Annotated in this window: 1 protein-coding gene; it reads left to right on the forward strand. The window is 72.7% G+C overall.

Annotated features, from left to right (window positions below; translation table 11 throughout):
• Positions 1 to 234: 234 nt before the first annotated feature.
• A partial coding sequence (locus ACIQCZ_RS40545) for a type I polyketide synthase (protein WP_402290999.1) occupies positions 235 to 23,669 on the forward strand: 23,435 nt, incomplete at its 3' end.

A 23,669-nucleotide genomic window follows, 5' to 3' on the forward strand; every position in this document is an offset into this window, starting at 1 on the left:
TCGTGTGGCTTCCCCTGGGTGTCCGGATCGGACTACCAGGTTGGGGAGTTGATGTCGCGAATCTCAACGCTAGCTTTGATTTTCGGGTCTGCCGGTTTTCGCGGACGGCGGCCGATCTGCTCGATTACTTCGGTTGCAGGTTGAATGAGAGGGACTTCGTGCGCACTCGGCGAAACGTTTTCGAAGTCGATTTTTGTGACTCGTCGGCGGATGTTCCCCGAGTGGAGGTGTTCGATGCGTTCCGCGCGCACTGAGCAGCCGGTCGGCTCCGGCCCGGACTGGCTGCCGTTGCTGCTGCCCGGAGGTCATCCCGAGTCGGTGCGCGCCCACGCCGGGCGGCTGGCCGAGTACCTGGACGCACGGGCGGACGTGCGGCCGGCCGATGTCGGCGCGGCCTTGCGTGCGATGGCGGCTACCGGGCCGCACCGCGCGGCCGTCGTCGCTGCCGATCGAGCCGGCTTCGCTGACGGCTTGCGGGCGCTGGCGGCCGGCCACGGAGCGCCCGGGCTGGTCGAGGGCACCGCTCTCGGCGGGCCGGTCGCGTTCGTGTTTCCCGGCCAGGGCGGGCAGTGGCCGGGGATGGCGAGGGACCTGCTGGCCGAGTCCCCGGTGTTCCGGGCCCGGCTCGACGACTGCGCGCAGGCACTGGAGCCCTTCGTGGACTGGTCCCTGCTGGACGTGCTGCGCGATCCGGCCCCGCCTGACCGCGTCGACGTGGTGCAGCCCGCTCTGTTCGCGATGATGGTGGCGCTCGCCGAAGTGTGGCTCTCCTACGGGATCGAGCCCGCCGCGGTGGCCGGGCACAGCCTGGGTGAGGTGGCCGCGGCCGTCGTCGCCGGCGCGCTGTCGCTGGACGACGGCGCGCGGGTGGCGGCACTGTGGAGCCGGGCCCAGGCGACGATCGAGGGCCGGGGCGAGATGGTGTCGGTGCGCGCGCCCGAACAGCTGGTGCGCGAGCGGCTGGCGGCATGGCCGGATGCGCTGGTGGTGGCCGCGATCAACGGGCCGGCCACGGTGCTGGCGTCCGGGGACACCGCAGCGGCCGCAGAGCTCGTGGCTGCCCTGACCGCCGACGGGATACCGGTCCGCCGGGTGGCGGCGCGGCTGGCCGCGCATTCGCCGCAGATCGAGCAGATCCTGCCGTCGATGCGGAGGGATCTCGAGCCGATCCGGCCCCGGCCGCCGCGGCTTCCGTTCTACTCGGCGCACCTCGGGGCTCGGCTGCCCGGGGACGCGGTGGCGCTGGACGCCGAATACTGGTGCGGGAACCTCCGCCACCCGGTGCGGTTCGAGGAAGCCACCAGGGCCCTGCTCGCCGACGGCTGCCGGGTGCTCGTGGAAGTCAGCCCGCACCCGGTGCTGACCGCGGCGATGCAGGAGACCGTGGAATCCGGGCCGGTTCCGGCGACGGTGTGCGGTTCGCTGCGCCGCGACCAGGGAGACCTCCGCAGGTTCCTGCTGTCACTGGGCGAGGCATACGGGGGCGGCGCCGAGCCCGGCGGCGATGCGCTGTACGTAGGCCACGCCCCGGTGCCGCCGGCCGACCTGCCCGTGGCCGAGGCCGGCACCGGACAGTCCTCTTCGGCCCCTTCGCTGCATGGGGAGCTGGCCGGCCTGGAGCGGGCCCGCCGACAGGAGGTGCTGACGGAGCTGGTGTGCCGCGAGGTCGCCCTCGCCCTGGGCGAGGGCGGGGCGGACGCGGTCGATCCGGACCGGCCATTCCACGACCTGGGGTTCGATTCGGTGACCGCGGTCGAGGTGCGCAACCGGGTGTCGGCGGCCAGCGGGCTGACGCTGCCGGTCACGGTCACCTTCGACCACCCGACGCCCGCCGCGCTCGCCGCCGCCCTCGCCGAGCGGCTCTTCGGTCCTGATCCCGGCGCCGGTCACGAACCGGGCCGGCTCACGCCCGCCACCGAGGACCCGGTCGTGATCGTCGGGATGGGTTGCCGGTATCCGGGAGGCTCCCACGGCCCCGACCGCCTGTGGGAGCTCGTCGCGAGCGGCGCCGACGCGCTGACGCCGTTCCCCGCCAACCGGGGCTGGGACGTCACCGGGACGTACGCACCCGAGACGGACCGGACGGGCCACCACTACCAGCGCGAGGCCGGGTTCGTGCACGACGCGGACCTGTTCGACGCCGATTTCTTCGGCATCTCGCCCCGCGAGGCCACCGTGATGGACCCTCAGCAGCGGCTGCTGTTGGAAACGTCGTGGGAGACGTTCGAACACGCGGGCATCGACCCGACTTCGTTGCGCGGCAGCCGAACCGGCGTGTTCATCGGCGCGATGACGCTGGAGTACGGGCCCGGCACGGGCGATGACACCGGCTTCGGTGGGTACGTGTTCACCGGCACCACTGGCAGCGTGCACTCCGGCCGCATCGCGTACAGCCTCGGCCTGGAGGGCCCGGCGGTCACCGTCGACACCGCCTGTTCTTCCTCGCTGGTAGCCCTGCACCTGGCGGTGCAGGCGCTGCGGGCGGGCCAGTGCGACCTAGCCGTGGCCGGCGGTGCCACGGTGATGCCGAACCTCGGCATGTTCGTGGAGTTCTCCCGGCAGGGCGGGCTGGCTGGCGACGGCCGGTGCAAGGCGTTCTCGGCCGCCGCCGACGGCTTCGGTCTGGCCGAGGGCGTGGGCCTGCTGCTGGTGGAACGGTTGTCGGACGCTCGGCGCAACGGGCACCAGGTGCTGGCGGTGGTGCGGGGTTCGGCGGTCAACCAGGACGGGGCGTCCAACGGCCTGACGGCGCCGAACGGCCCGTCGCAGCAGCGGGTGATCCGGCAGGCACTGGCCGACGCCGGCCTGGCACCGTCCGATGTGGACGTGGTGGAGGCCCACGGCACCGGCACCAGCCTCGGGGACCCGATCGAGGCCCAGGCAATCCTGGCGACCTACGGACAGGACCGGGAGCGTCCGCTGTGGCTGGGTTCGGTGAAGTCCAACCTCGGGCACACGCAGGCCGCAGCCGGGGTCGCCGGGATCATCAAGATGGTCCAGGCGATGCGGCACGGCCTGCTGCCGAAGACCTTGCACATCGACGAGCCCACCCCGCACGTCGACTGGTCGGCCGGGGCCGTCCAGCTGCTCACCGACCCCACGCCCTGGCCGGACGACGATCGCCCGCACCGGGCCGCGGTCTCCTCCTTCGGCATCAGCGGCACCAACGCCCACGTGATCCTGGAGGCTCCCGGAAAAGCGGTGCCGGACGCGGCGCCCGAGGCGCTGTCCGATTCCGTTGCGGTGCCGTGGGTGCTGTCCGGGAAGTCGGACGCGGCGGTCCGGGCGCAGGCCGCCCGGTTGCTGGAGTTCGTCGAGGCGGACCCGGCCCTGCGGACCGCCGACGTGGGCTGGTCGCTGGTCAGCTCCCGGTCGCTGTTCGAGCACCGGGCCGTGGTGGCGGGCTCGGGCCGGGACGAGTTGTTGGCGGGCTTGAGGATCGCGGTGGCCGGCGAGTCCGCGCCGGGAGTGGCGCGGGGCATCGCGCGGCCCGGCGGCGTGAAGACCGCGTTCGTCTTCCCGGGCCAGGGCGCGCAGTGGGCTGGGATGGGTCGTGACCTGATGGCCTCGTCCCCGGTGTTCGCCGCGCGGCTTCGGGAGTGCGCCGACGCGCTGGCCCCTTACGTCGACTGGGATCTGGCCGAGGTGGTCGGTGGCGCCGAGGGTGCTCCCGGGTTCGAGCGGGTGGACGTGCTCCAACCGGTGTCGTGGGCCGTGATGGTGTCGCTCGCGGCGCTGTGGCGGTCCTGCGGCGTCGAGCCTGCCGCAGTGGTCGGGCATTCCCAGGGCGAGCTCGCGGCCGCGGTCGTCGGCGGGTACCTCACCCTCGAGGACGCGGCGCGGATCGTCGCGCGGCGCAGCCGGATGATCACCGAGGAGCTGACCGGGCGCGGTGCGATGTTGTCCGTGCTCATGAGCGTGGACTGGGTCACCGAAGCCCTGCAGCCGTGGGCCGGCCGCCTGTGGATCGCGGCGGTCAACGGGCCGGCCCTGGTGTCGGTTTCGGGTGACGCCGAGGCGCTGGGCGAGTTCGGCCGGGTGCTGTCGAAAGCGCGGGTCCATCGCTGGCAGCTGCCCGGGGTGGACTTCGCCGGGCACTCCGGGCATGTCGACGCCATCGAGGAACGGCTGCGCGCGGAGCTGGCCGACATCACCGCGCGGCCGGGCGAGGTGCCGTGGATGTCCACTGTGGACGGGCAGTGGGCCGACCACGCTCGTGTGGACGCCGACTACTGGTATCGCAACCTGCGCGACGTGGTTCGCTTCGAGGACGCGACGGAGGCGCTGATCGCGTCGGGCCACCAGGTTTTCGTCGAGGTCTCGACACACCCGGTGCTGACCACCGCGATCGGCGAGGTGGCGGAGGCGCACCAGGACCTGGGCGTCGTGGTGGCCAGCACGTTGCGCCGCGACGACGGCGGCGCGGGTCGGTTCGTCGCCGCGCTCGCCGAGGTGGTAGCCGCGGGGGTGGACGCCGACTGGGCCGCCGTGTTCGCCGGCACCGGCGCGAAGCGCGTGCCGCTGCCGACGTATGCCTTCCAGCGCAAGCGTTTCTGGTTCGAAACCGCCGAGGTGCCCACCGATGTCACCGCCGCGGGCCTGAGCCCGGCCGAGCACCCGTTGCTCGGTGCGAGGGTGCCGTTGCCGCACACGGACGGCGTGCTGTTCACGAGCCGGCTGTCGCTGCGGACGCACCCATGGCTGGCCGACCACACCGTGCGGGACACCGTGCTGTTCCCCGGCACCGGCTACGTGGAGCTGGCCGTCCGGGCGGGTGACAGCGTGGGCTGTGACCGGTTGGACGAGCTGACCCTGGACACTTCGCTGGTGGTGCCCGCCGAAGGGGGAGTGCGAGTCCAGGTGGTGGTCTCAGACGCCGACGCGGACTCCCGCCGGAGCGTGGCGGTGTACGCGTGCCCTGACGGACAAGAGGTGTGGACCCGGCACGCCACCGGCGTGCTCGGTACCGGCGTTTCCGCCGACGCGGACGCGGACTTCGACGTCGTGACCGGGGTCTGGCCGGTGCCCGGCGCGACCGAGGTGGACATTCCGGGCTTGTCCGACAGGCTGGACGCGGCCGGGTTCGCGTACGGCCCCCTGTTCCAGGGCCTGACCCGGGCCTGGCGCCACGGCGACCGGATCCTGGCCGAGGTCGTGCTTCCCGCGGACACCGGCGCCGAGTCGTTCGGGATCCACCCCGCGCTGCTCGATTCCGCGGTGCGGACGGGAAGCCTCGCCGGGGTGGACGGGCTGCCAGCCGGCTTCACGGACGTGGTGTTGCGGGCCTCGGGAGCGTCGAGGCTGCGGGTGGCACTGACCCGCACCGGGCCGGACGAAGTTTCGCTGGCTGTTGCGGACACCGCCGGCCTTCCGGTGCTGTCGATCGGGTCGCTGACCGTGCGCCCGCCGACCGCGCAGAGCATGAGCGCCGGTCTCGGCGACGGCGCACTGGTGAAGCTGGACTGGCCGGGCATCACCGGCACCGCCGCCCCGGTGGCGGACCGGCTGGTGGTCGATCGTCCCGGTTCGATCGCGGACGCCGTGGCGGCGGGCCCGCTGCCACCGGTGGTGGTGCTGCCGGTGACCGGGGATCCGGACGCGGTCGTGGAATCCGTCCACGACGTCACAGGGTGGGTGCTGGAGCAGGTGCAGCACTGGTTGAGCGACGAGCGGTTCGCCGCCACGCCGCTGGTCGTGGCGACCACAGGCGCGATCGCCGTCCGGCCGGGGGACACGGTCACCGATCCGGCGGCGGCGGCGGTGTGGGGCCTGGTGCGATCGGCGCAGACCGAGAACCCCGGCCGGTTCGTCCTCGTCGACACCGACGCCGAGCCGGACACCGCCGTGCTGGGCCGGATCCTGGCCGCGGACGAGCCGCAACTCGCATTGCGCGCCGACCGGTTGCACGCCGCTCGCCTGACCCGAGTGAGCCCGGCCGACGGAGCGGGGCCGGTCCTGGACGGCGCCGGCACGGTCGTGATAACAGGCGGAACGGGTGGTCTGGGTGGTCTTTTCGCCCGGCACCTGGTGACCGAGCACGGCGTCCGGCACCTGCTGCTGCTCAGCCGGCGCGGCCCGGACGCACCCGGCGCCACCGAACTGGTGGCGGATCTGGCGCGGCTCGGCGTCGAGACGATCGTCTCGGCGTGCGACGTGACCGACCGGCGAGCCCTGGCCGACGCGCTGGCGTCCGTGGCCGTGGAGCACCCGGTGACGGGTGTCGTGCACACCGCGGCGGTGCTCGACGACGGGGTGATCGGATCGCTGTCGCGCCAGCAGCTCGACCGGGTGCTCGCCCCGAAGGCCGACGCGGCCTGGTACCTGCACGAACTGACCCGCGACCACGACCTGTCCTTGTTCGCGGTCTTCTCGTCCGTCGCGGGCCTCACCGGCAACGGCGGGCAGGGCAACTACGCCGCGGGCAATGTTTTCCTGGACGCGCTCATGCAGCAGCGCCACGACGCGGGACTCCCGGCTCTGTCGATGGCCTGGGGTCCGTGGACGACCGAGGTCGGCCTGGTCGGCAGTCTTTCCGACACCGACCTGCGGCGCATCGCGCGGTCGGCCATGCCGGAGCTGCCGGTGGCGCAGGGCCTCGAGCTGTTCGACCGGGCACTGCGCGCCGGTGCGCCGGTGCTGGGACTGACCCGGCTGAACATGGGGGCGTTGCGCGCCCAGGCGGACGTGCCGGCCGTGTGGCGATCCCTGGCCGGCGGCACCCGGCGCCGCGCGGCCGACAACACCACGGACAGCACGCGGCTGGCGGGACTGTCCGGTGCGGAGTGCCGACGGGTGCTCGTCGATATGGTGCGCGAGGCCGCGGCGGCCGTGCTGCGACACGACGCAGGCACGGAGATCAGCACCACGCAGCCGTTCAAGGCGCTCGGGTTCGACTCGCTGACCTCGGTCGAGCTGCGCAACCTGCTGCGGGCGAGGACGGGGCTCGCACTGCCGACCGGTGTCGTGTTCGACTACCCGACCGTGGCCCGGCTGGCGGAGTACCTGTCCGGCAGGCTCGGGCAGGCCCCCGCCGCGGAGCCGGAGGCGCGGCCGGCGGTGGTACCGGCACCCGTGGCCGACGACCCCGTCGTCTTAGTGGGGATGGCCTGCCGCTACCCGGGCGGGGTGTCCGATCCGGCCGGTCTGTGGCAGCTGGTCGTGGAAGAAGCCGACGCCATCACGCCGTTCCCCGCCGACCGAGGCTGGGACCTCGACGCGCTGCGGGGCACCGACGGGCCCGGCCTCTCCGCCACCGAGCAGGGCGGATTCCTCGACGCGGTCGGCGACTTCGACGCGGCGTTCTTCGGTATCTCGCCGCGGGAGGCGCTGGCCACCGATCCGCAGCAGCGGCTGCTGCTCGAGGTTTCCTGGGAGGCGCTGGAACACGCGGGGGTCGACCCCGCCGCGCTGGCGGGCAGTCAGACCGGCGTCTTCACCGGCGTCTACCAGTCCGGCTACAGCGATCTGCTCTCCCGTTCGGCCCAGCGCCTGCAGGGGCACCTGCTCACGGGCAGCTTGGCCAGTGTGCTGTCCGGCCGGGTGTCCTACGCGCTGGGCCTGGAGGGTCCGGCGGTGAGTGTGGACACCGCGTGTTCGTCGTCGCTGGTGGCGATCCACCTGGCGGCGCAGGCGTTGCGGGCGGGGGAGTGCTCGCTGGCGCTGGCGGGCGGAGTCACCGTGATGGCCGGCTCCGAGGGATTCGTGGAGTTCACGGCGCAGGGCGGGCTGGCGGCGGACGGTCGCTGCAAGTCGTTCTCGGATGATGCCGATGGGACCGGGTGGTCCGAGGGTGTCGGTGTGGTCGTGCTCGAGCGGTTGTCGGACGCGCGCCGCAACGGTCACGAGGTGCTGGCTGTGCTGCGCTCGAGCGCGGTGAACCAGGACGGTGCGTCGAACGGATTGACGGCGCCGAACGGTCCTTCGCAGCAACGGGTGATCCGGCAAGCACTGGCCGCGGCAGGACTGTCTGCTTCGGACGTCGATGTCGTCGAAGCCCACGGTACGGGTACGAAGCTCGGTGATCCGATCGAGGCGGAGGCGATCCTGGCCACCTACGGTCAGGATCGCCCCGGGGACCGGCCGTTGTGGCTGGGGTCGCTGAAGTCGAACATCGGGCACACACAGGCCGCGGCCGGTGTGGGCGGTGTGATCAAGATGGTCATGGCCATGCGGTACGGCGTGCTGCCCAGGACCATGCACGTCGACGAGCCCTCGGCGCGGATCGACTGGTCCCAGGGCAACGTGCGGCTGCTGACCGAGGCGATGCCCTGGCCGGAGAACGGGCATCCGCGCCGGTTTGGCGTGTCCTCGTTCGGGATCAGCGGCACGAACGCGCACGCCATCATCGAAGCCCCCGCCGGCTCCCCTGCCGAACCCGCAGCGACCGGTGCCGCGAGTGTCCTGGCCGACGGCGTGCCGTGGGTGCTGTCCGGGAAGTCCGGGGACGCGCTGCGGGCGCAGGCAGCCCGGTTGCTGGAGTTCGTGGAAGCGGACCCGTCGCGGAACGCGATGGATGTCGGCTGGTCGCTGGCCCATTCGCGGTCGGCGTTCGACCACCGCGTCGTGCTGGCGGGCGCGGACCGGGACGAGCTGGTGGCCGGGCTGCGAGCCGTCGCGGCCGGTGGACCGGCACCGGGAGTGGTGCGGGACACGGTCCGGCCCGAGCCCCGGGTGGGCGTGCTGTTCCCGGGTCAGGGCGCGCAGCGGATCGGGATGGCGCGGGACCTCTACGACCGGTCCGCGGTGTTCGCGTCCACCGTGGACATGATTCTGGCCGAGCTGGATCCGCTGTTGGACCGACCGTTGCGTGAGGTCATGTGGGGCGAGGACGCGGAGCTGGTCAACGAGACGGGCTGGGCGCAGCCGGCATTGTTCACCGTGGAAGCAGCCCTGTTCGAGGTGGTGCGCGCGTTCGGGGTGACTCCGGACTACCTGCTGGGGCATTCGATCGGGGAGATCACCGCCGCGTATGTGTCGGGTGTGTGGTCGCTGGCCGACGCCTGCCGGGTGGTGGCGGCGCGGGCGCGTCTGATGCAGGCGCTGCCGGCGGGCGGGGCCATGGCCGCGGTCGGGCTTTCCGAGGCCGAGGTCGCGGACCTGCTCCCCGACGGGGTCTCGATCGCGGCGGTGAACACCGCGGACTCGGTTGTGCTTTCCGGTCCGCGGGATGACGTCGAGCGGGTAACGGCCGCCGCGGCCGGGCGCGGCGCCAAGGTGACGCAGTTGCGGGTGTCGCACGCGTTCCACTCGTCCTTGATGGATCCGATGCTGGCGGAGTTCGCCAGCGTCCTGGAGTCGGTGGAGTTCCGGCCGCCGCGGATCCCGGTGGTGTCGAACCTGACCGGCGAACCCGCCGCCGAGGACCTGTGCTCGCCGGAGTACTGGGTCCGGCAGGTGCGCGGCACGGTCCGGTTCGCCGACGGGGTGCGCTCGCTGGCCGAGCAGGGTGTGACGGCGTTGGTGGAGCTCGGCCCGGACGCGGTGCTGTCGGGGCCGGCGCAGCACAGTTGTGGTCCGGGAACGGTGGTGGCACCGATGTTGCGGCGCGGGCACGACGACGTGCGCACCGTGCTCTCGGCGCTCGGGCAGGTGTACGCGCAGGGTGTATCCGTCGACTGGGCCGGGGTGTTCGCCGGCCGCGGCGCCACCCGCGTTCCGCTGCCGACCTACGCCTTCCAGCGGCAGCGGTTCTGGCCGGAGCCGTCTCCTGTCGCGTCCCGGGCTTCCGGCGACCCGGCCGACGAGCAGCTCTGGACGTCGGTGGAGCAGCAGGACGTCGAGGCGCTCGCGGACGCGCTCGGCCTCGACAGTGCCGAGGCCGCTTCGGTGCTGCCGGCACTGGTGTCGTGGCGCACGCGTCGCCGCGACGAGTCCACAACGGACGGATGGCGGTACCGCGAGAGCTGGAAACGGCTGGGGGCTCCCACGGCGGCGACGCCCGGCCGCTGGCTGGTCGTGGTACCGGCTGGAGCCGGTGACGACGCCAGGACTCGGGAGATCGTCGACGCCCTCGGCGTCGGGACGCGGGTGCTCGAACACAGCGGACCCGATCGCGCGGCGCTCGCCGGGAAACTGAGCGACGCCGCCGGGTCGGGCGTCCCGGTGGCCGGGGTGCTGTCACCGGCGGCGCTCGAGCCGGACACGGCGACCGGGCTGGTGTCGGCCACCTTGCTGCTGCGGGCGTTGCGGGACACTGGTCTGTCCGCCCGCCTGTGGGTGGTGACGCAGGGCGCCGTGTCGATCGGGCCCCATGACCCCGTGACCGCTCCGAGGCAGGGCGCGTTCTGGGGGCTCGGCCGGGTCGCCGCGCTGGAGGAGCCCGAGCTGTGGGGCGGTCTGGTGGACCTGCCTGGAACGTTGGACCTTCGAACCGCGCGCCGGTTCGCCGCCGCCGTGTCGGACACCGCGGGCGAGGACCAGATCGCGGTCCGCTCCTCCGGCTGGTTCGGCCGCCGGCTGGTGCACGCCCCGGCGAAGACCGCCGGTCCGCCGTCGTGGACGACGTCCGGGACGGCGCTGGTCACCGGTGGCACCGGTGGCCTGGGCGCGCGGGTCGCCCGGTGGCTGGTCGAGCGGGGCGCCGAACACCTCGTGCTGCTGAGCCGGCGTGGACCGGCGGCCGAGGGCGCCGACGAGATCCGGCTGGAACTCGAGGCCGCGGGCGCGCGGGTGAGCGTGGTGGCCTGCGATGTGGCCGACCGTGCCGCGCTGACCGCGGTGCTGGCGGACTTGCCGGACGAATGGCCCTTGCGGACAGTGGTGCACGCCGCCGGGGTCATGGACGACGACGTGGCGCTGGCGGCGACGACCCCGGAACGGTTCGAGCGTCAGCTGCGGGTGAAAGCCGACGGGGCACGTCATCTCGACGAGCTCACAGGTGATCAGGAACTCGACGCGTTCGTGCTGTTCTCCTCCGGGGCGGCAGCGTGGGGCAGCGGCGGGCAGGCCGCGTACGCGGCGGGCAACGCCTACCTCGACGCGCTCGCGCAGCACCGCCGCGCGCGGAGCCGGACGGCGACATCGGTCGCCTGGGGCTCGTGGGGCGAGACCGGCATGGTGCTGGGCCTGGCCGCGGCCGAGCGGGACGACCTGGACCTGCTGGGTGTCGTGCCGATGCGCCCCGCGCTGGCGATCGCCGCGCTGCAACGGGCGCTGCACCAGGACGACGCGACAGTCGTCGTCACCGACCTTGACTGGAGCCGGTTCGCTCCGGTGTTCACCGCGGTCCGGCCGAGTGCGCTGCTGTCAGATCTGGCCGAGGTCGCCGAGGCACTGGGCGGCTCGCAGCCGGACGACGCGAGTTCCGAGGGGCCGGCGGCGCGGCTGGTCGACCTGTCCGAGGAGCAACGCCGGGCCGCGTTGCTCGACCTGGTCGGCGAATCGGCGGCGGTCGTGCTGGGGCACGCGGCCGGCACGCGGATCGACGAGGACCAGCCGTTCAAGGACCTGGGCTTCGACTCGCTGATGGCGGTCGAGCTGCGCAACCTGCTGCAAGCCGGCACGGGGACGAGCCTTCCCGCCGGCCTGGTGTTCGACTATCCGACCGTGAGCCGGCTCGCGGCACACCTGGCCGGTGAGTTCGGCGAGGCCCGCGCGGCGGAGGCGGCCACGGTGCCCGCGCTCGTTTCGCTCACCGACGACCCCGTCGTCCTGGTCGGCATGGCGTGCCGGTTCCCGGGCGGGGTGTCGGGGCCGGACGACCTATGGCGGCTGGTCATCGATGAGACCGACGGCATCACCCCGTTCCCGGCCGATCGGGGCTGGAACCTGGACGAATTGCTGGGGACGAACGCCCTCGTGGCAGCCGGCGAAGGCGGTTTCCTCGACGGCGTCGGCGATTTCGACGCGGCGTTCTTTCGGATGTCGCCGCGGGAGGCGCTGGCGACCGATCCGCAGCAGCGGTTGCTGCTCGAAACCTCTTGGGAAGCACTGGAGCAGGCCGGGATCACGCCCTCGTCGCTGGCGGGCAGCCCCACTGGTGTGTTCGTCGGCGCGTACCAGACCGGCTACACCGAGCTGGCGTCCCACTCCGGCGAGCAGTCGCAGGGGCATCTGATCGTCGGTGGCGCGGGCAGTGTGATCTCCGGCCGGGTGGCCTACACCCTTGGGCTGGAAGGCCCTGCGGTGAGTGTGGATACGGCGTGTTCGTCGTCGTTGGTGGCGATGCACCTGGCGGCTCAGGCATTGCGGGCGGGGGAGTGCTCGCTGGCGCTGGCGGGCGGGGTCATGGTGATGCCCACGCCCGAAGCGTTCGTCGGCTTCACCGCGCAGGGTGCGCTGGCGGCGGACGGTCGCTGCAAGTCGTTCTCGGATGATGCCGATGGGACCGGGTGGTCCGAAGGTGTCGGTGTGGTGGTGCTGGAGCGGTTGTCGGATGCTCGCCGGCACGGTCATGAGGTGCTGGCGGTGTTGCGGTCGAGTGCGGTGAATCAGGACGGTGCGTCGAACGGTTTGACGGCGCCGAATGGTCCGTCGCAGCAACGCGTGATCCGTCAGGCGTTGGCTGCGGCCGGTCTGTCCGTTTCGGACGTGGATGTGGTCGAGGCGCACGGCACCGGGACGCGGCTGGGTGATCCGATCGAGGCGGAGGCGGTGCTGGCGACCTATGGTCAGGACCGGCCCGAGGGCCGACCGTTGTGGCTGGGGTCGTTGAAGTCGAACATCGGGCACGCGCAGGCGGCGGCCGGTGTCGGTGGTGTGATCAAGATGGTGCTGGCGTTGCGGCACGGGGTGCTGCCGAAGACGCTGCACGTGGACGAACCGTCGGCCCAGGTGGACTGGTCCCAGGGCGACGTTCGGTTGCTGACCGAGGCGGTGCCGTGGCCGGAGACCGGCCGCCCCCGCCGGGCCGGGGTGTCCGCGTTCGGGGTCAGTGGCACCAATGCGCACGTGATTCTCGAAGCCCCGCCCGAAGAGCCCGGCGTCCCGGCGCGACAGTTGTCCACTGAGGACGGTGTCGTGCCGTGGGTGCTGTCCGGGAAGTCGGCCGAGGCCGCCCGGGAGCAGGCGTCCCGGTTGCTGGAGCACGTCAGCGCCGATCCGTCGCTGCGTCCCGTCGACGTGGCGTGGTCGTTGCTCGGCTCGCGAGAGGTGTTCGACCACCGGACGGTGGTCGTGGGCGCCGACCGGGAGGAGCTGCTGGCCGGTCTGCGTGCGGCGGCTGCTGGCCGGCCTGCGCCGGGCGTGGTCCGTGGCGTTGCCCGTTCCGGCGGTGGCGTGGTGTTCGTGTTTCCGGGTCAGGGTGCGCAGTGGGTGGGGATGGGGCGGGAGTTGTTGGTTTCGTCGCCGGTGTTCGCGCGGTCGATGCGTGATTGTGCGGAGGCGCTGGATCCGTTCGTGGACTGGTCGCTGGAGCAGGTGCTCGGTGATGAGGCGGCGTTGGGGCGGGTGGATGTGGTGCAGCCGGTGTTGTGGGCGGTGATGGTGTCGTTGGCTGCGGTGTGGCGGTCGTTCGGTGTGGAGCCGGCTGCGGTGGTGGGGCATTCGCAGGGTGAGATCGCCGCCGCGTGTGTGGCCGGTGGTCTGTCGTTGGCGGATGGGGCGCGGGTGGTGGCGTTGCGCAGCCGCGCGATCGCCGAACAGCTCACCGGTGCCGGCGGGATGGTCGCGCTGCCGATGCCGGCCGGCCAGGTGTGCGATCTGCTCGCCGAGCACCCGGACGTGTCGCTGGCCGCGATCAACGGGCCGGCATCGACCGTCGTCGCGGGCGAAACCGGTGCCCTGGAGCGGCTGCTGGCCGACTGCCGTGAGCGGGAGATCCAGGCGCGCGGGATCGCCGTGGACTACGCGTCGCACTCGCGGCTGGTGGAGCGGATCGAGGAGCGGCTGCTGACCGACCTGACGCCGATCACGCCGCGGCCCGCAGCGATCCCGGTCTTCTCGTCCGTGACGGGGGAGCAGGCGGACACCGCGTCGTGGGACGCGCGGTACTGGTACCGCAATCTGCGGAGCACGGTGCGGTTCGAGGACGCGCTCACGGCCGCCCTCGACACGGGGCCGGGCACGGTGCTCGAAGTCAGCCCGCACACGGTGCTGGTGCCCGCCGTCCAGGACATTGTGGACGGTCGCGAAAGCGCCGTCGTGATGGGCACCCTGCGCCGCGGTGAAGGTGGTTTCCCCCGGACGGTGCTGGCGCTCGCGCAGGCGTACGCGCACGGTGTCCGCGTGGACTGGGCGACGGTGTTCGCCGGTCGCGACGCCAGGCGCGTCGCGTTGCCGACGTATGCGTTCCAGCACGAACGCTTCTGGCCCGAACCGGCCACCGGGCCCGCCGACGTGACCGCGGCCGGCCTGAGCTCCGCGCAGCATCCGTTGTTGGGTGCGATGGTGCCGCTGCCGCAGACGGACGGCGTGCTGTTCACCAGCCGCCTGTCCCTGCGCACCCATCCCTGGCTCGCCGACTACACAGTGCGCGGCGTCGCGGTGCTGCCCGGGACCGCGTACGTCGAGCTGGCTGTCCGCGCCGCCGACAGCGTGGGCTGCGACCGGCTCGAGGAACTGGTCCTGGAAGCGCCGCTGGTGCTGCCCGCCCAGGGCGGCGTGCAGGTGCAGGTCGTGGTCGGCGACGCCGATCCCGGGACACGGCGGCGGAACGTGGCCGTGTACGCGCGTCCCGACGGGCAGGAGGAGTGGATCCGGCACGCCACCGGCCAGTTGGGCGCCGGCGGCCAGGTTCTCGCCGGGACGGCGTTCGACCCGGTCAACCAGGCCTGGCCGCCGCGCGAGGCGATGCCGCTCGACACCGCGGGCTTCTACGAGCGGCTCGGTGACGACGGGTTCGGCTACGGCCCGGTGTTCCAGGGGCTGACCCGGGCGTGGCGATCCGGCGAGCGGATCCTCGCCGAGATCGAGCTGCCCGAGGCCGGCCGCGGCCTGGCGGAGTCGTTCGGCATCCACCCCGCGTTGCTGGACGCCGCGCTGCAGACCTCGGCGTTCGCCGGGCTGAACGGGCTTCAGTTCAGCTTCACCGACGTGGTGCTCCAAGCGTCCGGCGCGTCCCGGGTGCGGGTCGCGCTCACCCGTGTCGGCCCGGACGAGGCCGCCCTCGTGATCGCGGACTCGGCCGGACTTCCCGTGCTGTCGATCGGCTCCCTGATCATGCGGCCGCTGATGGCCGGCGGTCTGAGCGCGGGCACCGGTGACGGTGCGCTGCTCGAACTGCGGTGGAACGCCGTGCCCGCGACCGCCGCGATCCCGGTGGACCAGTGGCGTCTGGCCGGGCTCGATGAGCCGGTGCTCTCGGCACTCGACGGCGAGCCGACGCCTGCCGCGGTAGTGCTGCCGGTGTCCGCAGACCCGGGCACGGTGGCGGACTCCGCGCACCAGGTCGCGGGCCGGGTGCTGGGCTGGCTACAGGACTGGCTGGCCGACGAGCGCTCGACGGATGTTCCGTTGGTCGTGGTGACGACCGGGGCTGTGAGCACCGGCCAGGACGAACCGGTGACCGATCCGGCCGCCGCAGCGGTGCACGGTCTGGTGCGCTCGACGCAGGCCGAGTACCCGGGCCGGATCGTCCTGCTCGACGCCGACACCGAGCTGGACGCCGCCGGACCAGGCCTGGCGCTGGCCACCGGCGAGCCGTACCTCGCCCTGCGCGCCGGGCAGTTCCACGCCGCCCGGCTGACCCGGGTCGGCGGTGCCGCGGGAGCCCCGCCAGCGCTGGATCCCGCGGGGACGGTCGTGATCACGGGCGGCACCGGCCGCCGCGGTGGTGTTCTCGCCCGGCACCTCGTCGCCGGGTACGGGGTCCAGCACCTGCTGCTGGTCGGCCGGCGCGGCCCTGCCACGCCCGAGGCCGAGGCAGTTGTCGCGGACCTGGCGGAGCGTGGCGCCACCGCGTCGGTCGTGGCGTGCGACGTGACCGATCGGGCGGCCCTGGCTGACGTGCTCGCGTCCGTGCCGCCGAAGCACCCGGTGACCGGTGTCGTGCACGCTGCGGACGTGGACGACGACTTCGCGGTGGAGACGCTGTCCGAGGAGGAGCTCGACAGAGTGCTGGCGCCGCGGATCGAGGGCGCCTGGCATCTGCACGAGCTGACCCGGGACCTCGATCTCGCGTTCTTCGTGCTGTTCTCGTCGCTCGACGGAGTCACCGGGAGCGCGTTCGCCGACTGGCTGGCGCGGCAGCGCCGCCGGGACGGGCTCCCCGGTCTGTCGCTGGCCTGGGGTTCCTGGGCTTCCGAGCGCGGGTTGTCGACGGAGCAGAGCATGGACCTGTTCGACCAGGCGCTGCGCTCGCAGGACCCGGCGCTCGTGCTGACGCGGCTGAACCTGCCGACGCTGCGGGCCCAGGCCGTGGTGCCCGCGGTGTGGCGCTCGCTCGCGGGCACCACGGCCCGGCGTGCGGCCGACAACTCGCGCGGTGGCGGGGAAGGACTGTCACGGCGGCTCGCCGGACTGTCCGCCGTGGAGCGTGATCGCCTGCTGGTGGAGCTGGTGCGCGAGTCGGCCGCGGCGGTGCTCGGCTACCCGTCGGGTGAGCGGATCGGCACGGACCAGCCCTTCCGCGACCTGGGTTTCGACTCCGTGACGGCGGTCGACCTGCGTAACACGTTGCAGGATGACGTCGGCGCCACCCTGCCGGCGACCCTGGTGTTCGACTACCCGACCGTCACCCGCCTCGCCGCGCACCTGGCCGAGGAGTTCGGGGACACGGCCCCGGCGGCCAGCGCCGTGACGCGGCCTGTCGCGGCGGCCTCGGTGGCCGATGATCCGGTCGTGCTGGTAGGCATGGCCTGCCGCTACCCCGGCGGAGTGTCCGATCCGGACGGTCTCTGGCGGCTCGTGGCCGACGGGACCGACGGCATCACCGCGTTCCCCGACGATCGCGGCTGGGACCTGGAGACACTGCGGGGCACCGACGGGCCCGGCTCCGGGACCTCGGCCACCGGCCGCGGTGGTTTCCTCGACGGGGCCGGTGAGTTCGATGCGGCGTTCTTCCGGATCTCGCCGCGTGAGGCGCTGGCGACCGATCCGCAGCAGCGGCTGCTGCTGGAGGTGTCGTGGGAAGCCCTGGAGCAGGCGGGAATCGATCCGACCTCGCTGGCGGGCAGCTCGACTGGGGTGTTCGCGGGCGTCTACTCCTCGAACTACGCCAACCTGGTCGCCCGCAGTGGTGAGCACCTGCAGGGGCACCAGATCACAGGTGGGGCGGCCAGTGTGATCTCCGGCCGGGTGGCCTACACGCTGGGGCTGGAAGGCCCCGCGGTGAGTGTGGACACCGCGTGCTCGTCGTCGCTCGTCGCGATGCACCTGGCCGCGCAAGCCCTGCGGACAGGTGAGTGTTCGCTGGCGTTGGCCGGCGGTGTCACGGTGATGGCCACCGCCGACGCGTTCGTCTGGTTCACTGCGCAGGGCGGATTGTCGCAGGACGGCCGGTGCCGGTCCTTCTCCGACTCGGCCGACGGTACCGGGTGGTCCGAGGGCGTCGGCGTGGTCGTGCTCGAGCGGATGTCGGACGCGCGCCGTAACGGTCACGAGGTGCTGGCGGTGCTGCGGTCGAGTGCGGTGAATCAGGACGGTGCGTCGAACGGTTTGACGGCGCCGAACGGTCCGTCTCAGCAGCGGGTGATCCGGCAGGCGCTCGCCGCGGCCGGTCTGTCCGCTTCGGACGTGGATGTGGTCGAGGCGCACGGCACCGGGACGAAGTTGGGTGATCCGATCGAGGCGCAGGCGGTACTGGCAACCTACGGCCGGGACCGCGTGGACGGGCAGCCGCTGTGGCTGGGCTCGTTGAAGTCGAACATCGGGCACACCCAGGCCGCCGCGGGAGTGGGCGGTGTGATCAAAATGGTGCTTGCGTTGCGCCACGGGATTTTGCCCAAGACCCTGCACGTGGACGAGCCCTCGACGCAGATCGACTGGACACAGGGCGACGTAAGGCTGCTGACCGAGGCGATGCCGTGGCCGGAGAACGGTCGTCCGCGCCGGGCCGGGGTGTCGTCGTTCGGCGTCAGCGGGACGAACGCCCACGTGATCCTTGAGGCGGCAGCCGCCGACGAGCGCCGTGGTGCCCCGGAAACTCCCGCTGTGTTCACGGCCGCGGTGCCGTGGGTGCTGTCGGGCCGGACGGAGGAGGCCCTGCGGGCGCAGGCCGCGCGGCTGCTGGACTTCGTGGAGGCGGACCCGTCGCTGCTACCGGCCGACATCGGGTGGTCGCTGTCCGGTTCCCGCGCGGTGTTCGACCACCGCGCCGTGGTGCCGGGAACGGATCGGGACGAGCTCGTCACCGGGTTGCGTGCGCTCGCGGCCGGCGAGCCTGGCGCCGGGACTGTCTCGGGTGCCGCGGAGGCCGGCGCGCGGCTCGGGGTGTTGTTCACCGGGCAGGGTGCGCAGCGGGTCGGCATGGCTCGCGGGCTCTACGGGGAGTCGCCGGTGTTCGCAGCGGCGTTGGACGAGATTCTCGCCGAGCTGGATCCGTTGTTGGACAGGCCGTTGTGTGAGGTGATGTGGGGCGAGGACGTCGAGTTGATCCACGAGACGGGGTGGGCGCAGCCTGCGTTGTTCGCGGTCGAGGCGGCGTTGTTCGAGGTGCTGCGGGCGTTCGGGACGACCCCGGACTATCTGCTGGGACATTCGATCGGTGAGGTCACGGCGGCCTACGTCGCCGGGGTGTGGTCGTTGAGTGACGCGTGTCGGGTGGTGGCGGCGCGGGCGCGGTTGATGCAGGCGCTCCCTTCGGGCGGGGCGATGGCCGCGATTTCGCTGCCCGAGGCCGAAATAGCCGAGATCCTGCCGGAGACCGTGTCGGTCGCGGCCGTGAATACGGCGGACTCGGTGGTGGTCTCGGGGCCGCGGGACGACGTGGACCGGGTGGCCGAGGTAGCGTCCGCTCGCGGCGCCGAGGTGAAGCGGCTGCGGGTGTCGCACGCTTTCCACTCGTCGGCGATGGAGCCGATGCTGGCGGAGTTCGCCGTGGTTCTGGAGACGGTCGCGTTCTGGCAGCCGCGGATCCCGATCGTGTCGAACTTGACCGGTGAGATCGCGTCCGCGGAAGAGCTGTGCTCCCCGCGGTACTGGACGGACCAGGTCCGGAGCACGGTGCGATTCGCCGACGGTGTGCGCCTGCTCGCCGATCAGGGCGTGACCACGCTGGTGGAACTGGGGCCTGACGGTGTGCTTTCCGGTGCGGCGCACCACAGTTGTGCGCCGGGCACGGTCGTGGCGCCGGTGTTGCGACGCGAGCAGGACGACGCGTCGGCGGTGCTGTTCGCGGTGGCGCGGCTGTTCGTGGGCGGTGTGGCGGTGGACTGGACCGCGGTGTTCGCGGGCCGGGGCGCGGTGCGGGTGGCGCTGCCGACCTACGCGTTCCAGCACCGGCGCTTCTGGCCCGACATGGTCGCTGGCGTCGCCGACGTGACCTCGGCCGGGTTGAGCCCGGCGGAGCACCCGCTGCTCAGCGCCGTGGTGCCTTCGCCCACGGACGACCGGATCGTGTTCACCAGCCGGCTTTCGCTGCGCACGCACCCGTGGCTGGCCGCCCACACCATGGGCGGCACCGCGGTCTTCCCGGGCACCGCCAGTGTCGAGCTGGCCATCCGCGCAGGCGACAGCGTGGGCTGCGACCGGGTCGAGGAGCTGGTGCTGGAGGCGCCGCTGGTGTTGCCTGCCACGGGAGTCGTCCAGGTTCAGGTCCTGGTCGGTGCGGCCGACGAGGACGCGCGGCGGAGTTTCGCTCTGTACGCGCGGGTGGACGGCGCGCAGGAGTGGACCCGCCACGCCACCGGTCGGCTGGGCACGGCCGCCCGCGCGGCCGGTCCGGACCCGTTCGGCCCGCTGCGCCAGGCCTGGCCCGCGCCGGAAGCCGAGGAAATCGACGTGACCCGGTTCTACGAGCAGTCCGCCGAGTACGGCCCGATGTTCCGGGGGCTGACGAAGGCGTGGCGCCACGGCGACCGGATCCTCGCGGAGGTCGAGCTGCCCGAGTCCGGCCGTGGTGCGGCGGAGTCGTTCGGGCTCCACCCCGCGCTGCTGGACGCGGCACTGCAGGCAAGGGCGTTCGCGGGCAGGGAAGGCGTGGGGTCCGTGTTCCGCGACGTGGATCTGCTCGCTTCCGGTGCGGCCCGGCTCCGGGTCGCACTGACTCCGCAGGCGCCGGACGAGGTGTCGCTCGCGGTCGCCGACTGGACCGGCTCACCCGTGCTGTCGATCGGTTCCGTGACGCTGCGACCACTCGACGAGGTCGGCACCGTGGTGGACACCGGGGACCGCTCGTTGCTCGAGATCAGCTGGGTGCCGACTCCTGGCGGTGCCGCCCCGGTGGGTCGCTGGACCGTCGTCGGGTCCATGGACCCCGTGCCCGTTGGCGAGGAGGGTGCGGTGGTGCTGCGGGCGTCCGGGGACTCGGCCTCGGTGGTGGAAAGCACGCATGAGCTGACCGCCGAGGTTCTCCGGCAGCTGCAGCAGTGGCCGGCGGATCCCGCGGGCTCGCCGCTGATCGTGTGGACCCGGGGCGCGGTCACCACCGCACCCGGTGACCCGGTCACGGATCTGGCCGCGGCGGCCGTGTGGGGCCTGGTCCGGTCGGCGCAGACGGAGAACCCGGGCCGGTTCGTACTGTTCGACACCGACCCCCACACCGACCGGCTCGACGCGACGGTGCTCGGCGAAGTACTGGCCGCGGGTGAGCCACAACTGGCGCTGCGCGGCGGCCGGCTCTTCGCGGCGCGCCTGACCCGGGCCGACGCGGGTGACGAACCGGCGCCGGTGCTGGATCCCGAGGGCACGGTCGTCGTCACCGGCGGCACCGGTGGGCTGGGCGCGCTGGCAGCGCGGCACCTGGTGACCGAGCACGGCGCGCGGAACCTCCTGCTGGTCAGCCGGCGCGGTGCGGCTGCCCCGGGTGCGGAGGAGCTGCTGGCGGAGCTCGGCGCGCTCGGCGCCACGGTGGTGGCGTCGGCCTGTGACGCGACCGACCGGCAGGCGCTCGCCGAGGTGCTCGCCGAGGTGCCGCCGGAGCACCCCGTGACCGGGGTCGTGCACGTCGCGGGCGTTGTCGACGACAGTGTGCTCGCGTCACTGTCGCGCGAGCAGCTGGATCGGGTGCTCGCCCCGAAGGTGGACGCGGCCTGGAACCTGCACTCGCTCACCCGGGACCTGTCGTTCTTCGTGGCTTTCTCGTCGCTCGGCGGCCTGCTGGGCGGCGGTGGCCAGGCCAACTACGCCGCGGGCAACACGTTCCTCGACGCGCTGATGCAGCAGCGCCGCCACCACGGGCAGCCGGGCATTTCGCTGGCGTGGGGACCGTGGTCGACAGAGCTCGGCATGGTGGGTTCGCTGTCCGGCACCGACCGGCGGCGGATCGCGCGCTCGGCCACCCCGCCGATGTCGGTGGAGCAGGGCATGGAGCTGTTCGACCGGGCGTTGCGCGCGGACCGTCCGCTGCTGGCGCCGACCCGGCTGGACATGGCTAGGCTGCGGGCCCAGCGGGACGTCACGCCACTGTGGCGTTCCCTGGCCGGGTCCGCGGCGCGGCGCGTCGCGGACAACACCGACGGCGGCGGGGACGGCCTGGGCCGACGGCTGGCCGGACTGTCCGATGTGGACCGGCTGGAGGCGCTGGCCGACCTGGTCCGCGAGTCCGCCGCGACGGTGCTGGGGCATGCCCTGGGCGAGCGGTTCGACATCGCTCAGCCGTTCCGCGAGCTGGGCGTCGACTCGCTGACCGCGGTCGAGCTGCGCAATCTGCTGCAGGCCAGGACCGGCGTCGCCCTGGCGGCCAGCCTGGTGTTCGACTACCCGACCGTCGGCCACGTGGCGAGGTACCTGGCAGCCGAGTTCGGCGAGCGACCGGCCGAGGCTGCTGTGGTGCCGGCTCTCGCGGCCGTCGCCGACGATCCGATCGTGCTGGTGGGCATGGCGTGCCGGTTCCCGGGCGGCGTCTCGGACCCGGAGGACCTGTGGCGGCTGGTCGCCGAGGGGACCGATGGGATCACGCCGTTCCCGTCCGACCGCGGCTGGGATCTGGACTCGCTGCTCGGCAGCGGCGGCCCGGGCACCGGGACGTCCGCGACCGGCGAGGGCGGCTTTCTTCCAGAGGCCGGCGAGTTCGACGCGGCGTTCTTCCGGATCTCCCCGCGTGAGGCGTTGGCCACCGATCCGCAGCAGCGGCTGTTGCTGGAGGTGTCGTGGGAGGCCTTGGAACGCGCGGGCATCGACCCGAGTTCGCTGGCCGGCAGTACGACCGGTGTGTTCACGGGCGTCTACCAGACCGGCTACGCCGAACTGGTCGCGCGAGCCGAAGAGCAGCTGCAAGGCCATCTGCTCACCGGCGCGGCCGGGAGCGTGATGTCGGGGCGCGTGGCGTACACGTTCGGGCTCGAAGGCCCTGCGGTGAGTGTGGATACGGCGTGTTCGTCGTCGTTGGTGGCGATGCACCTGGCGGCGCAGGCGCTGCGGTCGGGCGAGTGCTCGCTCGCTCTCGCGGGCGGTGTCACAGTGATGGCCGCGGCGGACATGTTCGTCCGGTTCACGATGCAGGGTGGTCTGGCTGCGGACGGCCGGTGCCGGTCGTTCTCGGATGATGCCGATGGGACCGGGTGGTCCGAAGGTGTCGGTGTGGTGGTGCTGGAGCGGTTGTCGGATGCGCGCCGCAACGGTCATGAGGTGCTGGCGGTGTTGCGGTCGAGTGCGGTGAATCAGGACGGTGCGTCGAACGGTTTGACGGCGCCGAATGGTCCGTCGCAGCAACGCGTGATCCGTCAGGCGTTGGCTGCGGCCGGTCTGTCCGTTTCGGACGTGGATGTGGTCGAGGCGCACGGCACCGGGACGCGGCTGGGTGATCCGATCGAGGCGCAGGCGGTGCTGGCGACCTATGGTCAGGACCGGCCCGAGGGCCGACCGTTGTGGCTGGGGTCGTTGAAGTCGAACATCGGCCACACGCAGGCGGCGGCCGGTGTCGGTGGTGTGATCAAGATGGTGCTGGCGTTGCGGCACGGGGTGCTGCCGAAAACCTTGCACGTGGCCGAGCCGTCGACGCAGGTCGACTGGTCCCAGGGCAACGTGCGGCTGCTCACGGAGGCGATGCCGTGGCCGGAGCACGACCATCCGCGCCGGGCCGGGGTGTCGGCGTTCGGCGTGAGCGGGACCAACGCGCACGTGATCCTTGAGGCTCCTGTCGAAGCCGACGCGGACGAAACCTCGGCTGTTGGAACCCCGGCTGTCGAAGCCGTGGCCGGGGAGGAAGCAGCCGAGGTCGAGCGTGTGGTGCCGTTGGTGCTCTCGGGCAAGACGGGTGAGGCGGTGCGGGCTCAGGCGGCTCGGTTGCTGGAGCACTGGGAGCGGTACTCGTCGGTGAGTGCGGTGGATGTGGGCTGGTCGTTGGTGAGTTCGCGGGCGGTGTTCGGTCACCGGCTGGTGGTGGCGGGAGCGGGTCGGGAGGAGTTGCTGGCCGGTCTGCGTGCGGCGGCTGCGGGTGAGGCGGCTGCGGGCGTGGTGCGGGGTGTGGCGCGGGCGGGGAGCAAGGCGGTGTTCGTGTTCCCGGGTCAGGGTGCGCAGTGGGTGGGGATGGGGCGGGAGTTGTTGGTTTCGTCGCCGGTGTTCGCGCGGTCGATGCGTGATTGTGCGGAGGCGCTGGATCCGTTCGTGGACTGGTCGCTGGAGCAGGCGCTCGGTGACGAGGCGGCGTTGGAGCGCGTGGATGTGGTGCAGCCGGTGCTGTGGGCGGTGATGGT

The sequence above is a fragment of the Streptomyces sp. NPDC093149 genome, from assembly GCF_044754145.1.
Taxonomy (GTDB): Bacteria; Actinomycetota; Actinomycetes; order Streptomycetales; family Streptomycetaceae; genus Streptomyces.